Here is a 19,532-nt window from a genome sequence, read left to right as displayed (position 1 = left end):
TGACCCTCACAGCGTCTGCCCCAGCAAATGCGGCTTGCGCTTCGCAAGGTCGAGGATCAGCTCACCGAACAGGCCGTTGGCCCAGGCGAACCATTCGCGGGTGAACTTGGCCGCATCGTCCTTGTCGAACGCCTCGTGCATGAACCCGGTATCGGCATGGGTCCGCTTCAGATGGCGCAGGCAGCGGAGGATTTTGGCATCGTCGCTGCTGTTCATCGCGCACATGACGATCGCCATGGGCCAGATCGTGCCCTCGCCCGAATGGGGGCTGCCAATCCCTTCGGCCGCCCTGCCCGACTGGAAATAGGGGTTGCGCGGGCTCCATGCTGCGGCGGTGCTGCGCTGCCAAAGCGGATCGTCGCGCCCGATCGCGCCCAGATAGGCAAGTCCGGACAGGCTGGGCACATTGGCATCGTCCATGAAATGGGCATTGCCGAACCCGTCGACCTCATATGCCATCAACCGCTCGCCACTGGCCGGGTCGATCATCGTGCCATGCTGCGCCAATGCTGCGGCGACCTCATCGGCCAGCGCGCTTGCATCACTGGCCAGCGCAGCATCGACGCGCAGCGCGCTGACCATCGTCGCCAGCTTGCGCAGCGCCGATACGGCGAACCAGTTGGCCGGGATCAGGAACGGGAACAGGCAGCTGTCGTCCGATGGCCGGAACATCGAATGGATCAGCCCGACCTTTCGCGTCGGCGCGCCATAGCCGTTGAGGATCAGCGTCTCGCTGGCCAGCCGGTCGCGGCGCAGGAACCGGTACGGCCCCGGCCCGTCCTTACGCTGCTGCTCCCGGAACGTCCGCACCGTCGCGCGCGCTGCATCGTGCCACAGCGCATCGAACGGCACCGTATCGCCCGTCGCGCGCCAATAATCATGCGCCATGCGGATGGGGTAGCAGAGCGAATCCACCTCCCATTTCCGTTCGGCGACGCCCGGCTTCATCTCGGTATCGTCGGCCAGCGCCCAGGACAGGGTCGTGCGCGCCGCCGGATCGCGCATAAAGGCGTTGGCATAGGGATCGATCAGGATCGACCGGGCATGACGCGCGATCAGCCCGCGGAACAGGTCGCGCAGCGCTGCATCCCCGCGCGCTAAGTGCAGATAGGGATTAAGCTGCGCTGCACTGTCCCTGAGCCACAGGCACTGGATATCGCCCGTGATGACGAACGCATCCGGCCGGCCATCCACCCGGTCCATGAACACGGTGGTATCCAGTGTGTTGGGATAGCAATTCTGGAACAGCCAGCGCAGTTCGGGATCGGCGATCCGCGCGCTTACCCGCGCAATCTCCCGCTCGACGGCCCGACTGGTGAACCGCCGGTCGGCGGGGGCCGGCCGCTTGCTGGCAAAAGCCGCAGGACGGGCCATCGCGGGCATCGCCGCCGTTGCCATGGCGCCAAGGCCAGCCGCCATCGCCGTGCGCCGCGTCACCGTCATTTCGGCAGCGCCTGTTCGCCGGTGATGGTGAAGCGCAGTTCGCTCCCTGCCGCCATGCCGGGCTGACCGCCGCCAATGAACAGCCGGTATTCGCCCGGCCGAACCGCGCGGTTGCCCGCGACATCGACCGTGCTCAATCGGCGCGGGTCGAGCGTGAAGCGTACCGTTCCGCGTTCACCCGGCTTCAGCGTGATCCGCTGAAACCCGACCAGGCTGTGCCGCAGCACCGGATCGTTGAAACTGCCGATGCGGTTCAGCGCATCCGGCGCGATCAAATAGGCCTGCACCACCTCGTCGCCCGTCCGCTTTCCCTGATTGGTGACGCGCGCCGTGACCGTCAACGTCTCGCCCGCTCGCAGGTTTGCCGGGCCGGACGGCGCAGCATAGCCAAAGCTGGAATAGCTCAGCCCATGGCCAAAGCCCCACAGCGGCGTTCCGCTGAAATAGCGATAGGTCCGCTCGCGCATGTTGTAATCGACAAAAGCGGGCAGGTCGCGGGTCCGCGCATAAAAGGTCACCGGCAGGCGACCCGACGGGTTGGCGGTTCCGTCCAGCACATCGGCAATCGCCGTTCCCCCCGCCTCGCCGGGATACCATGCGGCCAGCACCGCATCCGCATTGGCCTTGGCCCATTCCATCGCCACCGCGCTACCGGAAAGCAGCACGACGATCAGCGGCTTGCCGCTGGTCTTCACTGCCTCCAGCAGCGATTGCTGCGCAGCAGACAGGCCGATGTCTGTGCGGTCGCCGCCGGAAAATCCCGGCACCTCGATCTGCAGCGCCTCGCCTTCCACCGCCGGGGACAGGCCGACGAAGGCAACGACGGCATCGGCGTCCTGCGCCGCGGCCACCGCCCGCTCCCGCTGCGCCGCGGCTGGCGCAACCCAGGTCAGGCGGACGCCCTCATCCTCGCCGCGATGGGCCAGCTCCATGCGGAACCGGTGCGGTTTCGTATCGGCAAAAGTGTAGCGGACCTCCACACCCTTGCCGTCGCCGCTATCCGCAATCACCGGCTGATCGTCGATCCACAGCCGAACCGCGTCGCGGCCCGTGCACGCATCCCAGCACCGGGGAATATCGACGCGCAGCACGTGCTCGCCTGGCCCCTCGGCCGCGAGCGTCCCCGTCCAGCGAACGCCGTAGCGATTGTCTGGCAACGATGGCAGCGGCGGCGCACGGTTCCAGTCGAAATCGACCGTCCGATGCTTTGCCGTCCCCATCGGCGTCCCGGCAAGATCGGGATCGGCAAAGAATTCCGCCGTCAGTCCATCGCCAAATGCTGTCGCCGGCACCACCACCGGCACGCCATCCGCCAATGTCGCGCCCTGTGCGTATCGGACGTCGAACCGTGCGTTAAGACCAGCCAGCGGCGTCACCGGGCGCGCAGCCGTGCCGTGATAATTCGCCTGCAGCACATCCACGCTGTCGGCATTGGGGCCGATCACGGCAATCCGCGCCCCGGCCTTCAGCGGCAGGACACCCCGGTTCTCCAACAGGACGATCGACTTGCGCGCCGCCTCCAGCGCCAGCGCGCGATGCTGCGGTGTCCCCACCTGATCGGGGCGGATGCTGTCCCATCGGCTTGTGGTGCCAAAGGCATCGCCCAGCCGCTTGCGCCCCATCAACACCCGGCCCAGCGCGCGGTCCACCGTCGCCTGATCGGTCAGCCCATCGGCCAGCGCCTTGTCCAGCGCGGCAAAGCCGGTTCCGCAATTCAGGTCCATGCCCGCAGCGATGGCCAGCGCCGAACCCTCGGCATTGTTCCGCGCATAACGCTGATAATGCGCGATATTGCCGATGGCGTCGCAATCCGAAACGACGAACCCGGTAAAGCCCCAGTCGCGCCGCACCCGGTCGTTGAGCAGCCATCCGGCGGCGCAGGCCGGCACACCGTGTATGCCGTTATAGGCGCACATCACCGACTGCGCCTTGCCCTCGGTCAGCGCCTGACGGAACGCGGGCAGATAGGTCGCCTCCACATCATGCGGGCTGGTCTGCACGCTGAAACTGTCGCGCCCCGCCTCCGGTCCGCTATGCGCCGCCAGATGCTTTGGCGTGGCAATGACGCGCGGTTGTTCCGGGTCCGGGCCTTGCAGGCCGCGGACATAACCGACGGCCAGCGTCCCGGTCAGCACCGGATCCTCGCCATAGGTTTCCTGACCCCGGCCCCAGCGCGGATCGCGAAAGATGTTGATGTTGGGGGACCAGATGGTCAGGCCCTGATACCGCTTTCGGTCGTCGCCGCTCAGCGCGTTATACTTCGCCCTGGCCTCGGTCGACACCGCGGTGCCGATCCGCTCCATCAACGGTGCATCCCAGGTCGCGGCAAGGCCGATGGCCTGCGGAAACACCGTCGCCACGCCGTTGCGGGCCAGGCCGTGCAGCGCCTCGTTCCAGTAATCATAGGCGGGCAGATCGGGCGAGGATTGCGTCACCTTCGACTGAAGCTGCGCTGCCTTTTCCGCGGGCGTCATGGCTGCGATGCGCGCCGCGACATCGGCATCCACCGGTGTTTCCTGTGCGGCGGCAAGTGCCAGCACGAGCGCGATCATCGCCCTCCTCCTGAACCCAGATGGCGCAGGTCCAGCGCGCGGCGCAGCTTTGCGATGCTGGCCGTACCCGTGATGCCGACCGTCACCGTTTCACCGGGCAACAGGTCGATGAAATTGTCCGATGCCGCCGCATCCAGCGTGCCAAATCCGATCCACAGGCCGCGGGTCAGCCGCTCTGCCCGGATGGTCAGCCGTGCCTTGCCATCCGGGCCAGCGGACCATGTGGGCGTCAGCCCCGGATCGGGCAGCGCCATCGCCTTTTCGGGCACCGCCGCAACCATGGCGCGCGACACGCGCTGACCATCGACCGTCATGTCGACGACGGCGACCGTCCGGCTGCGGTCGGCCGTGCCGAACAGGGCAGCATCGTCATAGGTCGCAACCGGCGTGGCGGACAGCGGGTCCAGCCGTGCAGTGCCCGACGCGATCGGCGTTTCGCGCCCGTCCACATCGACCAGCCGGACCGACCATTGCGCGTCGACAGCGCGCGTGAGGTCCGAAATCAGCGCGACGTTCGTCTCACCATTCTCCCGCCGGCCGGCACTGACGGCCAGCGGCGCAAAGGCCCGACGGGCGGCGTAATGCAGCGCCTTCCACCGCCCATAATAATCGACGCTGGACCAGCTGGCACCGGGCCACACATCGTTCAGCTGCCAGTACAGCGATCCCATCGTCACCGGTCGACAGGCGCGGTGGTGCAGCGCGCCCAGTGCAATGCCGTCCGCCTGCATCGCCTGGCTCAGATAGACGAAATCCGCGAAACTGGCCGGATCGCGATAGCGCAGGCCAATGTAATAGAGGAGGCGCTCCTGCCCCTCGCCCTTCAGGAATTTCTGGTGGACGCGCATCACCGGCGACGTCACGCTCATATCGCCCGGCCTGGCATAGCGCGCGATGGTCGGCATCCCTGGCATCGCCTGCAACCCATATTCCGACATGAAGCGCGGGCAGCTTTCGAGATAGGCGCTGGCCGGTTTCTTGCCGCCCCAGACGTCCCAGTAATGGCGGTCGCCATCGCCATCCACATCGGGCTTGCCCTCGTAATTGGTACTGGGCGATCCCGGCCAGTATGGGACATCGGCATCCCGGCGTTCGGCGGCATTGCGCAGCACCTGATTGAACAGGATCGCCATGCCGGTGCCGACCCGCTCCTGCTCGTCCGGCCCGACATTCTTTTTGAATGCCACCCGGTCGCTCCAGTTTTCCCAGCCGGACAGCACTTCGTTATTCCCGGCCCAGATCACGATGGACGGATGCGCCTGTACCCGGTCGACCTGCTCCTCCGCCTCGATCCGCACATTCTCGCGGAAATCCCGGTCATAGGGGGTGATCGCTCCGCCGAACATGAAATCGGACCACACCATGATGCCCATCCGGTCGGCGGCATCAAAGAAGCTGTCGGGCAGATACATGCCCCCGCCCCAGATGCGGACCATGTTCATATTGGCGGCTATTGCATCGGACAGGATCGACGCCATCCGCGCATCGGGTACGCGCGGGCCGAAACTGTCGAACGGGATCAGGTTTGCGCCCTTCATGAACATGGGCAGGCCGTTGATCTTCAGCGTAAAGCCGCGTCCGATCGCATCCCCTTCTCGCACCAGCTCGACGGTCCGCAGCCCAGTGGATCGGGCCGCCTGATCGACCTGCTGTCCGTCCAGCGTCACGCGGGCATCCACGCGGTACAATGGCTGCTCGCCATAGCCGACGGGATACCACAGGCGGGGATTGGCGATGGCGATTGGGATAGCCACCCGGTTGCGCCCGGCGGTGACCTGAACCGTGCGGCTTGCATTGACCGGCATGCCGTCCGGCCCGGTTACGGTCACATCGACCGTCGCTGCCCCGTCCCGGTCGGCGACCACCTCCAGCTCGGCGGCGATGCGCGCTTCGGCGGGCCCGACCGCTTCCTGCTGCACCCGCATGACGTCGATCCGCGCATCGTCCCACAGGTCGAGACGCACTGGACCATTCGGCCCGATATTGAGGATCCGCGGGCCCCAGTCCCATCCGTAATGATATTTGGGTTTGCGGATATAGGGGGATGTCTGGCGCGCCGGCGGCTCGTCGCCGAACATGGAATCATATTCGCCGGGCAGCGGAAACGCGATCTTCTCCACAATCGGCTTCAGCACGCCCAGCGGCGAGCGGAACCGGATCAGCACCGCATTCTTGCCCGGTTTCAGCAGCGGCCTGACGTCGGCCCGCCAGCGGCGATGGGCGTTATTCGCGGTCAGCACCGGCCGACCATTCACCCAGACCTCGGCAAAGGTATCCAGGCCCTCCAGCACCAGGTCCACATGATCGCGCGCCAGCATGGCGCCGCTCGCCTCGATCGTGCCGCGATAGTCCCAGTCGCTGCGCCCGACCCACTGGATCGCCGCCTCGTTCGTGCCAATGAAGGGATCGGGGACAAGCTTTTGCTCGATCAGGTCGGACTGGACATAACCGGGGACCTTTGCCGGCCGCCACCGCGCCCCTGCCGGATGTTCGCGCTCCACCGTCGCCTGGCCCGGCGACAGTCGCACTTCCCACCCCTTGTCCAGCGCCATCGTCTCACGCGGCCCAGCGCCCAGCACGGCCGGGGCCGCTGCCAGCATCAGCCATGCTGCACGATCCCGCCTCATCGGGCGTCCTCCAGCGTCACGCCCTCCACTGCGTAAAAGGGGTGCGACAGGGGTGATGTGAACTGGAAACACAGATCGGCGTCCCCGGCTTCACCCGACAGCGTGCCGGTAAAGCGGAACCGGTTGGGCGCGCTCGCCGGATCGGGCAGCGGATAGGTGCCGACCACCCGGCCCTTGCATCCCCCCGCCGTGACGACCAGCTCGCCAAAGCGGGTGACGGCATAGTGCTCGCGCAGCGCCGATGCCTCATGCGCCAGCCCGTAATGCCGGGGCAGGCGGGCGACATCGATGGCAAAACCCCTGGCCTCGCCCAGCGGCGCCTTCAGCCATTGGGTGCAGGTGTCAAAGATGTTGACGTTGAACGCGGGGGTGTTCGCCGTCTGCATCCCGGCCAGCGGGACGCGAAGGCCAAGCGCGCCCTGCGGACAGGCGGAAAGGTCGCTCGGACCCGCCGAAAGCCATGCCGCGCGCGTTGCCGCATATTGGCGCGGCGCGGCCATGGCCCGTCCATCGGCCGCAAACGGCGCGGCCGTCACCACTGCGCCCGCCTTCACCTCAATCGGCGCCTTGAACACCGGCGACCGGGCGGTGGGCTGCTTGCCATCCAGCGTATAGCGGATCACGCCACGCTTCGTCTGGTTGTCCATGCCCAGCGTGACCATGCCCTGACGCAGGGCATCGCCCCGCCCGCCCGCCGGCCGGAAATTGACGGCAAAGGCACTGTCCGCAGCGCCCACACCCTCCCGCCGATACCGGACCATCTGCGGTTCCAGCCGGGCGACGAACCCGCGCCAGTCCCGCTTTTCCTTGGGCGACCAGGTCAGTTCAGCCAGCGCGGACAGGCGCGGGAAAATCGCGTGCTGCTTCTGCTCCGGCGTCACCAGATATTCGGACCACGCATTGGCCTGTGCGCCCAGCACGTGCTTCAGCTTTGCCGGGTCGATCCCCGGCGGCTGCGGATCATAGCCATAGACCTGTTCCAGCGTCTGGATGCCCAATCGCCCCGGCGGCTCGTCCGACCGATCCGATTGCAGATTGTCGAAATACAGGTTGGGTGCGGGCGAAAGCACCACGTCATGCCCCTTGTTCGCCGCCTCGACCGCGCCCTTGTCCCCGCGCCACGACATCACCGACGCACTGGTCGGCACATCGCCCTCCAGGATCTCGTCCCATCCGATCAGTCGGCGGCCCTTGCTCGCCAGATGCTTGCCCAGTTCGGCGATCATCCATCCCTGCAACTGGTTTTCGGTCGTCAGGCCCAGCGCCTTCATCTGCGCCTGCACCGCGGGCGATCGCTTCCACTGATCCTTGACCGCCTCGTCCCCGCCGACATGGATGATCGGCGACGGGAAAATCTCGACCAGTTCATCCAGAACATTCTTGATGAACGTCATGCTGCGCTCGTTCGGCGCGAAAAGCCACGGATTGACGCCCCATTCGTTGCCGACTTGCGGCCGGTCGCCCAGCACGCCGATTTCCTGGGGATAGGCGGCGACGGCCGCCTGCGCATGGCCGGGCAGATCGATTTCGGGGACAATCACGATCCCGCGCTCGGCAGCATAGGCGACCAGTTTCTTCAGCTCGTCCTGGGTGTAAAATCCGCCCACCTTCTCGCGCGGCGGCTCCCCGGCCGAGGGCGGCGTGCGAAAACCGCCGATCCGCGTCAGGTCAGGATAGCGTTTGATCTCCACCCGCCATCCCTGATCGTCCGACAGGTGCAGGTGCAGGGTATTCAGCTTTTGCGCCATCATCGCATCGACGATCGGGTACAGCGTTTCGACCGGCTGGAAATGGCGGCTGACGTCCATCATCAGCCCGCGCCAGGAAAAGCGAGGCGCATCGCTAATCGTTACGGCGGCAAGGGAAACCGGCTGGCCAGCCTTTGCATCGGGGCTGAGTAGCTGGGCCAGCGTCATCGCCCCCCAGATCATGCCACGATCCCCGCTGGCGGCAATCGTCACGCCGCTGCGCGAGATGGTCAGGCGATAGGCCTCCTCACCCGTCACCGTATCATCGCGTACGATGCGGATGCCCCCGCCATCCTTGCGGTTCAGCGTCAGGCCGCGGTCGGTGCGCACCTGGGCAATCAGCAGATCGGCCGCGCGCGCCGCGCCAGCATCTGCCGGATCGACGGCAACGCCGGTTGCTGCGGTCACCCGATAGCGTCCGGCGGCCGGTGCGACATCGGCCGGTATCGGAATGACCGGAATGGTTTGGGAAAAGGCGGGGTCGCTGGCGATGGCCAGAGCGAGGAACGAGACCATCCACGCGGTTCTGACCATCATCTGCTAACCCCTGTCCGTCAGTGTTACGCGGTGCCCGGAACGGCTGGGCGGTGCCCCGGGCGACTGAAACATGGCTGCGGCTGAACCGCAACCGACCGTCCCCGCTCCCTGAAAAGAGGCCGGGAACAGGGATGCTGTTCCCGGCCGAGGGGAGGGTACGATGCTACGCCTTACATCCGGAACTGCGCGCTGAGCGAGAAGACCCGGCCATTCTTGTAGATCGACGTCGGTGCGTTCGGCGTCGAGCTGTACTGGTAATAGGTTTCGTCCAGCAGGTTGGCGGCGGTTGCCACGACCTGGAAGTTTTCGCTCAGCGCATAGCTGATCTGGGCGTCCACCTGCTGATAGCTGTCGGTGTAATCCTGCGACTGCTGACGACCGAAGCGATAGAAATACTTCGACCGGCGGTTATAGCTCAGACGCGCCTGGAACGGCCCACTCTCATAATAGGGCGAGATCTGCAGCGTGTGCCGCGACAGGAACGGCAGGCCGGTGTTGAAGCTCGGCGTTTCCGCATCGGCAAAGGTATAGGCGCCCTGGATGCCGAACCCGGCGAACAGGTCGGTGTTGCCCGACAGCGAGAAGCCGGTCACCTGAGCCTTGCCACCGTTGATCGGCCGCGAGATCGAATATTCAAGCGTCTGGCCGGTGATCGGGTTGGTAAACTCAACCCCGTCCTCGACCTGGTTGCCGACATAGTTCGAGATGTCGCGATAGAAGACTTCGGCCGCCAGGAAGCTGCCCGGTGCAAAATACCATTCGGCGGACAGGCCGAAATTGGTCGCCGCATAGGGCTTCAGGTCCGGGTTGCCGCCACCGCCGCTGCGGGTGGCATCATCAAGCGACAGCGAACCGGCAAGGTCCGAATAGCGCGCACGGGCAATCACCTTTGCCGCCGATGCACGCAGCGTGACGTCCTCGCCCGCATCATAGATGATGTTGGCCGAAGGCAGGAACCGCGTTTCGGAATTGTTGACCTGAGTGAGGGCAAAGGTGCCGTTCGACTGGACATAGAAGTTCGATTCCGTGTCCGTGTTGACCAGTCGTCCGCCCACGTTCCCGCGGAACTTGCCGGAGCTGAAATTGGCCTGCACATAGCCGGCGGCGATGTTTTCCTTCACCAGCCAGTATTCGTTGCGCACGAAGCCGCGATCGTCCGTGAAATTGCCGAACCGCTCCAGCGCATCGATGATGCCGTCCTTGTCCATGCCGACATAGGGCGCGCCGTTCCCGGACGTGCCGAGGCCATTGTACAGGCCGCTCGGCAGAACGTTGAAATCCAGGTCGGCCAGCGTGAAGTTCTGGTTGGTGAACACCGCGTTGCTGAACGACGTGTTGCTGTTTTCATGGGCAACATAGCGCGCACCGAACAACAGCTCGTTGAACGGGCCGAACGACACGTCCCGCTTCACGTTGAATTCGCCGAACGCTTCCTTGTCCTCGGTAAAGCCAGACTGGCGCGGAATGCCGCCGATCTGTCGGCCAAAGAAGGTGCGGCCGTCGGTGGCGGTGATGTTTTCGCCTCCCACGGCAGTGAAATTGCTCAACCACTTGGTCGGATCGGTCGCGGGCGAAGTCCAGTCGACCGTCGTGTTGCGGCCATTGGCGCCCGAGGTGAAACCCATCTGCGTGCGGAAATCGAGCAGATATTCGGGGTCCTTGCCGCCGCTCGCCTTGGTGTAGCCCGCATTGCCGGTCACCGCCCAGCCTTCGGCCGGCTGCCAGTCGAACAGCAGCGAATAGGTGTCGTTCTTGACGCGGGTGCGGCGATACAGCGTATCGAGCTGACCGGTTGCGCCGGTCTGTCCCGCGGGAATGCCGGTGAACGTCGCGCTCGTGACCAGACCATCGCCGAACTGCGCGCTGACCAGCCGCGATCCTTCGAAGCCATAGGTGTACATCGAGTTGGAGACGTTGTCGTAATTGCCGCGGATGATCAGGGCGTTTGCGGTCAGGGTCAGCGTGTCGCTCGGGCGCACCTGGATCGACCCGTTGAAGCCGACGCGCTCGCGCTCCTGCTTGAAGAATTCGCGCGCCAGGAACGATGCAAAGCGCGAGTTTGACAGTTCGGTGCGCTCGGCTGCGGTCAGATTGGCTGCGGTCTTGCCGTTGAAGGTCGCCGTGGCGGGCGCGTTGTCCAGCAGCGCCTGGCCGGTACGATACCAGTAGACGGCGACACCCGCGCGGCTCAGCTGTTCCTTGTCATAGTTGACGGACGCCAGGATGCCGATCGTGTCATCCGCATTCTTCCAGCTATAGAGCGCAGAGCCACGAAAGCTGCCGCGATCGGCGCGATCGTTATATTCGCCGCCAGCGGTGACTGCGATCGTGCCGGAATCAAGGTCGAGCGGCTTGCGCGTTACCACATCGACGCTGGCGCCGATCGCGCCTTCCTGAAGCCGGGCCTCAGGCGTCTTGTAGACAACGGCCTGGCTGATGATCGTGGGCGACAGCAGCGAATAGTTGAACGAGCGGCTCGACCGGTCGGACGGGTTGCCGCCCCAGTCGGCTGACGCGACGGAGTGACCGTTGATGGTCAGGCGGTTCAGCGCAGGTTCGACGCCGGCGATCGACAGCTGCTCGCCTTCACCGAACTGGCGGTCGACGGTAACACCCGGCAGGCGGGCCAGCGAATCGGCGACGTTCGAATCCGGGAAGCGGCCCACATCTTCGGCGCTGATCACATCGACGATGGAATTGGCTTCGCGCTTGCGCTCGATCGAATCGGCGATGGACTTGCGGATGCCGGTGACGACAATGTCATCCTGACCGGGATCGACTGCCTGCGCATCCTGGGCGTGCGCAATGCCGCCCATCGACACGATCGCGGTCGAAGCCATTAGAAAATTACGAACAAGCATGGATGCTCCCCATCTTTTCACTGGCCGGCCAGAGCGGACGACCCCCCTACTCATCACTATCGGGCTCTTGTTGGAGTTATATTGGTCCCGTCAAAAGCCTACCTAACAGTGACCAATTTATTTCGCCAAATCCATCAAAATCGTTCGCTGCGGCGCAGCAATGTAACATTTTTGTGAAAAATGATACGGTTGCGTGTCGCTGAAGCCGTGCAACAAGGCCTTGGGTAAGCTCATTTCCAATAGCTCACACCAAGCAGGGAGGGCATTGCAGGGCAGCCGAATCGTTAGGTTTGCGTGGATAGCGGTCGGCACTGACTGACCAAAAGGGTCATTGGCGAGCAGCCAGCACCGATGAGAATCCGACCGATCCGTCCATCAGCAGCAAAAATCGCGCTTGAACCATACCAGTATATAACCTATCGACAGGTTGTGCAGGAAACATCGCCTCTTTACTCTCTCACCTCCCCCCGTGCGCGAGGTCGTTTGATGAGGTTTTCCGATCGGGTGGGTCGCTTCGACCCAGCCAGCCATTCGCCGCTGTACCTGCAACTGCAGCAGATCGTTCGCGGCGCCATCGAGTCAAAATTGCTGAGCCAGGACGATGCGATCCCGCCGGAACGCGACCTGGCCGAGGAGTTCGGCGTCTCCCGCATCACGGTGCGCAAGGCGATCGAGGGTCTGGTCGAGGAAGGGTTGCTGGTCCGCCGCCGCGGTGCAGGCACCTTTGTTGCGGCGCGCGTCGAGAAAAGCTTTTCGAAGCTGTCCTCCTTTTCCGAGGACATGATCTCGCGTGGCCGTTCGCCCAGCAGCGACGTCGTGCTGCGCGCGGAGGGATTGGTAACCCCTGAAGAGGCGCTGTCGCTGGGCCTGTCGCCGGGCACCAAGGTCTATCGGTTCCAGCGCGTGCGTTATGCCGACAATGTCCCGATGGCGATGGAATATGCGACCATCGCCGGCCATTGCCTGCCAGGCGCAGATGCGGTCAGCGATTCGCTCTATGCTGCACTGGATGCCGCCGGTTGCCGTCCCGTGCGCGCGCTGCAGCGGCTGCGGGCCATTCACTTTCCGGCTGAACAGGCCAAGCGACTGGGGGTCGAAACCGGCCATGCCGGTCTGTTCATCGAACGTCGCGGCTATTCGGCCGACGGCGAAACCATCGAATTCACGCAGTCCTATTATCGTGGGGATGCCTATGACGTGGTCGCCGAACTGAGCGTCGTCTAGCATCCGGAACAGTCGAACTGGGGGAAAATGGTCGAAGTTGAGCAAATGGGAGCCGCATCGTCGCCCTCCCCCACATTGATGTCCACCGAAGCGGGCGAGGCTGCCGACCGGCTGGCTCAGGCGCTGAAGATCAACGCCGGCGCGGTGTCGCGGCTCAGCCGTCATCTGCGCCAGTCCCCGCCGCGCATGGTCATCACCTGCGCGCGCGGATCGTCGGATCATGCCGCAACCTATGCCAAATATCTGATCGAAACCCTGATCGGCACCCCCGTTTCCTCTGCCGCGCCTTCGGTGTCCTCCGTCTATGGTGCGGACATGGCGGCCGAGGGGATGCTGCTGATCGCGATTTCCCAATCCGGGCGCAGTCCCGACCTGCTGGCAACCGTGCGGCGCTATGCCGCGGCCGGGGCAACGGTGGTGGCGCTGGTCAATGACGAACAGTCGCCGCTGGCCGAGATCGCCGACTGGCTGATCCCGCTCAATGCCGGCCCGGAAAAATCGGTTGCCGCAACCAAGTCCTTCATCCTGTCGCTGGCGATGCTCGCTTTCATCGTGTCCGAATGGCGCGACGATGCGGCGCTCAAGGACGGGGTGAAGCATCTGCCCGTGCTGCTGCGGGGTGCCCATGATCTGGACTGGTCTGCAATGGTCGACCTGCTGGCCGATGCGAACAACCTGTTCGTGCTCAGCCGGGGCTATGGCCTGGGCATCGCGCAGGAAGCGGCGCTGAAGCTCAAGGAAACCTGCGGCCTTCACGCCGAAGCGTTCAGCAGTGCGGAGGTCCGCCACGGCCCGATGGCGATTGTGGGTCATGGCTTTCCCGTCATTGCCTTTGCCGGGTCGGCCAGCGACGGCGACGATGTGCGCCAGGTGGCGAGCGAGTTCGACGCGCGCGATGCCCGGATGATCCTTGCCGACGGACGCGCCGGCCTGTCGGGTCAGCTTCCGACATTGCGCGCGCATCCGGCCATCGAACCCCTGCTGATGGTGCAGAGCTTCTATGCCGCGGCAGAGGCGCTGTCCCGGCGGCGCGGCTTCAATCCCGATCAACCTCCGTTCCTGCGCAAGGTCACGGAAACGCGATGACCGGCCTTTCCTTTCGCAACGGCACGGTCCTGGCGGCGGGCCGTGATCTGACTGGCCTGGCGCTGTCGGTCGATCCTGACGGGACCATCGGTGCCATCACGCCGGATTCGCCCGCACCCGACGCCATCGACCTGGACGGCGGCTTTCTGGTGCCGGGGTTCATCGACACTCAGGTGAATGGCGGCGGCGGCGTCCTGTTCAACGACACGCCGGACGTCGCCACGATTGCCAGGATCGGAGAGGCGCATCGCCGCTTCGGCACCACCGCGTTCCTGCCGACCCTGATCAGCGATACGCTCGACGTGATCGAGGCCGCGCTCGATGCCACCGATGCCGCCATTGATGCGGGCGTCGACGGCTGTATCGGCGTGCATGTGGAGGGGCCGTTCCTCAATCCCGTGCGCCGGGGCATCCACGACAAACAACATTTCCGCGCGCTCGACGACCGTGCGATTCGCCTTCTCACCCGTCCTTCGCGCGGCAAGGTGATGGTGACGGTGGCCCCGGAACAGAATGATCTGGACGCCATCCGGGCGCTGGTCGATGCCGGTGTCATCGTGTCGCTCGGCCACAGCGATGCGACCTACGAACAGGCGCGTCAGGCGTTCGAGGCGGGGGCGCGCGGCGTCACGCATCTGTTCAACGCCATGTCGCCCCTGCTGCACCGCGCACCCGGCATGGTCGGTGCGGCGCTGGAGGACGAAACGGTCTATTGCGGGCTGATCGTCGACAAGATCCATGTCCATCCCGCCGCGATCCGCATGGCGCTGAAAACCCGGCCGGCCGACCGCATGATGCTGGTGACCGATGCAATGCCCAGCGTCGGCAATGGCTGCCACAGCTTCATGTTGAATGGCGAGGTGATCCGCGTCGAAAACGGTGCCTGCTTCAGTGCCGACGGCACGCTGGCCGGATGCGATCTCGACATGGCGAAGGCCGTGGCCAACACCGTCGATATCGGCGTGCCGCTGGGTGTTGCCGCCGCCATGGCGAGCGCCAATCCCGCCGCGTTCCTCGGCATTGACGACCGCTATGGTGCCATCGCCGTGGGCAAGCGGGCCGATCTGGTATGGCTTGGCCCGGACCTGAAGGTCCGCGGCACCTGGATCGGTGGCCGTCAGGTCAACTGAACCCGTTCCCGGTCCGGTGCCGTCACCCGGCGCGCCGGACAGACCCTTGTGATTGCCTCCGTGCAGGAATGACCATGAGCGATACCATCATCCTGACGGCACCCTTTTCCGGATGGGCCACGCCCCTGGATGACGTGCCGGACGCTGTGTTTGCCCAGCGGATGATGGGTGACGGGGTCGCGCTGGATCCGGTCGGCGATTGCCTGCACGCGCCCTGCGACGGCGAAGTGCTGACCATCCATGACAGCCGCCATGCCCTGACCATGCGCGGCGAGGGCGGCGTCGAACTGCTCATCCATATCGGGATCGAGACGGTTGCGCTCGGCGGCACGCCCTTTACCCCGCTGGTTGCGCCCGGCGAAATGGTGGAGCGCGGTCAGCCGCTGATCCGCTTCGACCTTGATCGCATCGCCCTTGGCGCCGCATCGGCCGTCACGCCGATGATCGTGACCAATGCCGATCGTTTCGCGGTGGTCCGCACCGAAACCGGACGGATGCTGGGCATGGGCGAGGCGGTCCTGTTCCTGAAGGCAAAGGCGGAACCGCTGCGGATCGCAGCGGATGATGGCGGCGAACTCGTCTCCGATCCATTTCCCCTGCCGATGGTCCATGGTCTTCACGCCCGCCCTTCGGCGCGCATCGGAGAGGCTGCACGCGCCTTTCTGTCCGAATGCTGGTTGGAAAAGGACGATCTGCGCGCCAGTTGCCGCAGCGTCATCGAACTGATGGGCCTGGGCGTCCGCATGGGCGATCCCGTTCGCGTGCGCGCCTCCGGGCCGGACGCCGATGCTGCGATCCGCGCGCTGACCGATCTCATCGCGGGCGGCATGGGCGAAAGCGCCGCTGACGGCCCTGCCCATCCGCCAGTGGCCGAGCCTGCCCCTGTCCCGCAAGGCGCACCCGGCGAAGGCGTGATCCCCGGCGTGCCTGCCGCCCCCGGCCTTTGCGTCGGCACCGCGCAATGGCTGCGCGTCCGCGACGCCATGATCCATGAAGCGGGTGCAGGCGAGGCGATCGAGCGGCAGCGCCTGGCAACCGGCCTTGCCGCGCTGGGCGATCGGCTGCTCGCAGCGACGGCCAGCAATCCCGTTGCCGCCGCGCACCGGGAAATGCTGGGCGACCCCGCTCTGATGGCGGCGGCAGATCCGGTGCTCGTTGACGGCGGGTCCGCCGAACTTGGCTGGCGCACCGCGTGCCGGGCGATGGCGGCGCGGCTGCGGGCCATGGGCGACCGCCGCATGGCCGAACGCGCCGACGATTATCTGGACCTTGAGCGTCAGATGATTGCGCTGCTGATGGGGACGGAGCCGGAAAGCCATGCCTTCCCACCCAATACCATCCTGATTGCGGATGATCTCCTGCCGTCTCAAGTCGCTGCGCTGGATGATGCCGTTGTCGGCCTTGCCGTGCGCGGCAGCGGCCCGACCGCGCATATCGCCGTCATCGCGGCCAATCGCGGCCTTCCCGCGCTGGTCGCCGTCGGGGATGGCCTCGATGCGATCGGGGATGGCGATCGCCTGATCCTGGATGCAGGAAATGGCACGATCGAGTATCGCCCGAACGATGCCCGCTGGGCAGAGGCGTCGGCCGACGCCGATCGGCGCGCTACCCTTCGCGCTGCCGCCGCTCGGCAGGGAAGCGCACCCGCCATCACGCGCGATGGCCGCCATGTCGAGGTTTTCGCCAATCTGGGATCGGTGGACGATGCCCACGCGGCGACGGATGCCGGGGCCGAGGGATGCGGATTGCTGCGCACCGAATTTTTGTTCCTCGACCGGGCATCGCCGCCCGACCGTCACGAACAGGCCGCCCTGTACCGCGCCATCGCGGCGGCAATGCCCGGCCGCGCGGTCATCATCCGCCTGCTCGATATCGGCGGAGACAAGCCCGCCAGCTATGTCGACCTGCCGGCCGAGGAGAATCCCGCCCTGGGCCTGCGCGGCATCCGCGTGGGCTTGGCGCATCCCGACCTTTTGACCGAACAGGTCGCGGGCATCGTCGCGGCGGCGGCGGACCATGATCTGCGCATCATGGTGCCGATGGTCGCGCATCTGGATGAGCTGATCGCCGTCCGGGAACTGGTTGACGTACAGCGGCGGGAACAGGGCGTCGGCCGGGCGATCCCCGTCGGCATCATGGTTGAAACACCGGCGGCGGCGATGACGGCGGCACAGCTTGGCACGGCGGCCGATTTCTTCTCGATCGGTACCAACGACCTCACGCAGTACGCGCTGGCCATGGATCGCGGCAATCCGGCCATTGCTGGCAAGATCGACGGTCTGCACCCTGCCGTGCTTGCCCTCATTGCCGCTACCGTGCGCGGTGCGGCGAATCACGGCCGCTTTGTGGGCCTGTGCGGCGGTCTGGGTGGCGATCCGATGGCGGTGCCCATCCTGATCGGTCTTGGCGTCGATGAATTGTCCTGTTCGCCGCGCCTGGTGCCGGAGGTCAAGGCACTGGTTCGCCGGCTAAGCCTTAGCGGATGCCGCACGCTTGCCGAAGCCGCGCTTGCCGCCGCCTCCCCGGCCGAAGTGCGCGCGCTGGCCACTGCATTTCACAAGGAACTGGGCGAATGAAACAGATCGTCGGGGCATTGCAGCCGATCGGCCGGGCGCTGATGCTGCCCATCGCCGTCCTGCCGGTGGCGGGTTTGCTGTTGCGGCTGGGGCAACCCGATCTGCTCGACGTGCCGTTGCTGGCGGCGGGGGGTAATGCCCTGTTCTCCAGCCTGGGGCTCTTGTTCGCCATCGGTGTCGCCACCGGCCTTGCCCGCGACGGCAATGGCGCGGCGGCGCTGGCCGGGGTCACGGCCTATCTGGTGGCGGTGCATGGCGGGCGCGTCCTGCTCACGATCCCCCCCGATGTGATCGCCGGCGTACCGGAGGCGCTGGTCGCAACGGTCAGCGATGCCTATCGGGCAAAGGCGATCGGGCGGCTCGACGTTCCCCTGGGCATCCTGTCCGGCGTCATCGCCGGCTTCCTGTACAACCGCTATTCGGGGTTCAGCCTGCCCGCCTATCTGTCCTTTTTCGGCGGGCGCCGCTTCGTGCCGATCATTTCCGGGCTGGCCGGTCTTGCCATGGGCGGTGTTACCGGGCTTGGCTATGTCGGGCTGGACCACGGCCTTGATGTTGCGGGCAATGCCATGACCACCGCCGGGCCGGTCGGCCTGTTCCTGTTCGGCGTGTTCAACCGGCTGCTGCTCGTCACCGGCCTGCATCACATCCTCAACAACGTCGCCTGGTTCATGCTCGGCGACTTTTCGGGCACCACTGGCGACCTGCGGCGCTTCTTTGCCGGGGATCCGACGGCGGGGGCGTTCATGGCGGGGTTCTTTCCGATCATGATGTTCGGCCTGCCCGCCGCGTGTCTGGCCATGTACCGCAACGCCCTGCCCGAGCGTCGCCGGGAAGTCGGCGGCCTGCTTGCCAGCCTTGCCGCAACCTCGTTCCTGACCGGCGTGACCGAACCGATCGAATTCACGTTCATGTTCGTCGCGCCGCTGCTCTATGTCGTCCACGCGTTGCTGACCGGCGTTGCGATGGTGGTCATGGACCTCTTGAACGTCCGAATGGGCTTCGGCTTTTCGGCGGGTCTGTTCGATTATGTCCTGAACTACGGCGCGGCCACCCGGCCGCTGATGCTGTTGCCGGTCGGCGCTGCGTTCTTCGTTGTCTATTTCCTGGTGTTCGACATTGCGATCCGGCGGTTCAACCTGCCGACGCCGGGACGGGACAAGGCTGCGGCCGGAGCGACGGGCGCTGCCCCATCGGCAGCCGCGGCCGACCGAGCCGATGGCTTCATCCTTGCCCTTGGCGGTGCGGGGAACATCACCCGCATCGGTGCCTGCACCACCCGGCTGCGCATCGTGCTGGTCGATGGCGGCGCAGTGGACGAAGCGGCGCTGCGACAGCTTGGCGCCCTGGGCCTGGTCCGCCCGTCGGACACTGCGCTTCAGGTCGTGATGGGTCCGGTCGCCGATCTGATCGCCGTCGAAATCAATGCCCGGCTGGAGGCTGGGCCAGCGCCAGCCGCGACCCAGCCCGTCAGAACAGCACCCATTGAACCGGCTCCAGCCATCGCGCCCCGGCCCGGCATCGTCGCCGCGGCTGGCGGCTCCGATGCGATCCGCGATGCCCAGATGGTTGCCGGGCGCTTGCGCCTCGTCCTGGCCGATCCGGCCGCACAGCCCGCTTTTGACCGGGTCGAGGGCGTGCGCGGTTCGTTCAGCGCCGGTGGCGGCGTCTGGCACCTGCTTGGCGCGCGGTCGGCGCTGATCGACTGATCGATCGGCAATTCCGCTATTTCCAGAATGCGCGGCGAT

At 65.7% G+C, this 19,532-nt stretch carries 10 protein-coding genes; 5 read left to right on the top strand and 5 right to left on the bottom strand.

Features of this window, described 5'->3' with window-relative positions; all coding sequences use genetic code 11:
• Nucleotides 1-6: 6 nt before the first annotated feature.
• The 5 genes from NYR55_RS01165 to NYR55_RS01145 all read right to left on the bottom strand — a co-directional run bounded on the left by NYR55_RS01165 (nucleotide 7) and on the right by NYR55_RS01145 (nucleotide 11,747).
• Nucleotides 7-1,443, bottom strand: coding sequence for a glycoside hydrolase family 125 protein (locus NYR55_RS01165; RefSeq protein ID WP_260019427.1), 1,437 nt, complete (start codon nucleotides 1,441-1,443; stop codon nucleotides 7-9).
• A complete protein-coding gene (locus NYR55_RS01160; RefSeq protein WP_260019426.1) occupies nucleotides 1,440-3,995 on the bottom strand; it encodes a glycoside hydrolase family 3 C-terminal domain-containing protein in 2,556 nt (851 codons plus the stop codon). The genes NYR55_RS01165 and NYR55_RS01160 overlap by 4 nt, the downstream gene beginning before the upstream one ends.
• On the bottom strand, nucleotides 3,992-6,622 hold the full coding sequence (locus NYR55_RS01155) for a glycoside hydrolase family 2 protein (RefSeq protein ID WP_260019425.1): 2,631 nt from the start codon (nucleotides 6,620-6,622) through the stop codon (nucleotides 3,992-3,994). The genes NYR55_RS01160 and NYR55_RS01155 overlap by 4 nt, the downstream gene beginning before the upstream one ends.
• The gene (locus tag NYR55_RS01150) at nucleotides 6,619-8,907 is read right to left on the bottom strand and encodes a family 20 glycosylhydrolase (protein ID WP_260019424.1); all 2,289 of its coding nucleotides are present in this window, start codon (nucleotides 8,905-8,907) and stop codon (nucleotides 6,619-6,621) included. The genes NYR55_RS01155 and NYR55_RS01150 overlap by 4 nt, the downstream gene beginning before the upstream one ends.
• A 170-nt stretch (nucleotides 8,908-9,077) precedes the next feature.
• Nucleotides 9,078-11,747 carry a TonB-dependent receptor gene (locus NYR55_RS01145; RefSeq protein WP_260019423.1) on the bottom strand — a complete coding sequence of 890 codons (2,670 nt, stop codon included), beginning with the start codon at nucleotides 11,745-11,747 and terminating at the stop codon, nucleotides 9,078-9,080.
• A gap of 507 nt (nucleotides 11,748-12,254) precedes the next feature.
• On the opposite strand from NYR55_RS01145, the gene NYR55_RS01140 reads away from it, so the two are divergent.
• The 5 genes from NYR55_RS01140 (at nucleotide 12,255) to nagE (ending at nucleotide 19,493) form a co-directional block, all read left to right on the top strand.
• Nucleotides 12,255-12,992, top strand: a complete 738-nt coding sequence (locus tag NYR55_RS01140) for a GntR family transcriptional regulator (RefSeq protein WP_260019422.1) — start codon at nucleotides 12,255-12,257, stop codon at nucleotides 12,990-12,992.
• A 78-nt stretch (nucleotides 12,993-13,070) separates the two neighbouring features.
• A complete protein-coding gene (locus tag NYR55_RS01135; RefSeq protein WP_260019421.1) occupies nucleotides 13,071-14,078 on the top strand; it encodes an SIS domain-containing protein in 1,008 nt (335 codons plus the stop codon).
• Nucleotides 14,075-15,208, top strand: coding sequence for an N-acetylglucosamine-6-phosphate deacetylase (nagA, locus tag NYR55_RS01130; protein ID WP_260019420.1), 1,134 nt, complete (start codon nucleotides 14,075-14,077; stop codon nucleotides 15,206-15,208). Before NYR55_RS01135 ends, nagA begins: the two co-directional genes overlap by 4 nt.
• A gap of 74 nt (nucleotides 15,209-15,282) precedes the next feature.
• Nucleotides 15,283-17,784 (top strand): phosphoenolpyruvate--protein phosphotransferase, encoded by a 2,502-nt coding sequence (ptsP, locus tag NYR55_RS01125; RefSeq protein WP_260019419.1) that lies wholly within the window; start codon nucleotides 15,283-15,285, stop codon nucleotides 17,782-17,784.
• Nucleotides 17,781-19,493 (top strand): N-acetylglucosamine-specific PTS transporter subunit IIBC, encoded by a 1,713-nt coding sequence (nagE, locus tag NYR55_RS01120; RefSeq protein WP_260019418.1) that lies wholly within the window; start codon nucleotides 17,781-17,783, stop codon nucleotides 19,491-19,493. Before ptsP ends, nagE begins: the two co-directional genes overlap by 4 nt.
• The last annotated feature ends 39 nt before the right edge of the window (nucleotides 19,494-19,532 follow it).

The sequence above is a fragment of the Sphingomonas sp. BGYR3 genome (assembly GCF_025153455.1).
In the GTDB taxonomy this organism is placed as follows: domain Bacteria; phylum Pseudomonadota; class Alphaproteobacteria; order Sphingomonadales; family Sphingomonadaceae; genus Sphingomonas.
The sequence above is the reverse complement of the archived record's forward strand: the minus strand, read 5'-3'. Positions and strand labels throughout refer to the sequence as shown.

Bases quoted from the DNA above. Each gene is read 5' to 3' on its own strand.
- NYR55_RS01165 (WP_260019427.1), bottom strand. From the start codon at position 1,443: ATGACGGTGACGCGGCGCACGGCGATGGCGGCTGGCCTTGGCGCCATG.
- NYR55_RS01160 (WP_260019426.1), bottom strand. From the start codon at position 3,995: ATGATCGCGCTCGTGCTGGCACTTGCCGCCGCACAGGAAACACCGGTG.
- NYR55_RS01155 (WP_260019425.1), bottom strand. From the start codon at position 6,622: ATGAGGCGGGATCGTGCAGCATGGCTGATGCTGGCAGCGGCCCCGGCC.
- NYR55_RS01150 (WP_260019424.1), bottom strand. From the start codon at position 8,907: ATGATGGTCAGAACCGCGTGGATGGTCTCGTTCCTCGCTCTGGCCATC.
- NYR55_RS01145 (WP_260019423.1), bottom strand. From the start codon at position 11,747: ATGGCTTCGACCGCGATCGTGTCGATGGGCGGCATTGCGCACGCCCAG.
- NYR55_RS01140 (WP_260019422.1), top strand. From the start codon at position 12,255: ATGAGGTTTTCCGATCGGGTGGGTCGCTTCGACCCAGCCAGCCATTCG.
- NYR55_RS01135 (WP_260019421.1), top strand. From the start codon at position 13,071: ATGTCCACCGAAGCGGGCGAGGCTGCCGACCGGCTGGCTCAGGCGCTG.
- nagA (WP_260019420.1), top strand. From the start codon at position 14,075: ATGACCGGCCTTTCCTTTCGCAACGGCACGGTCCTGGCGGCGGGCCGT.
- ptsP (WP_260019419.1), top strand. From the start codon at position 15,283: ATGAGCGATACCATCATCCTGACGGCACCCTTTTCCGGATGGGCCACG.
- nagE (WP_260019418.1), top strand. From the start codon at position 17,781: ATGAAACAGATCGTCGGGGCATTGCAGCCGATCGGCCGGGCGCTGATG.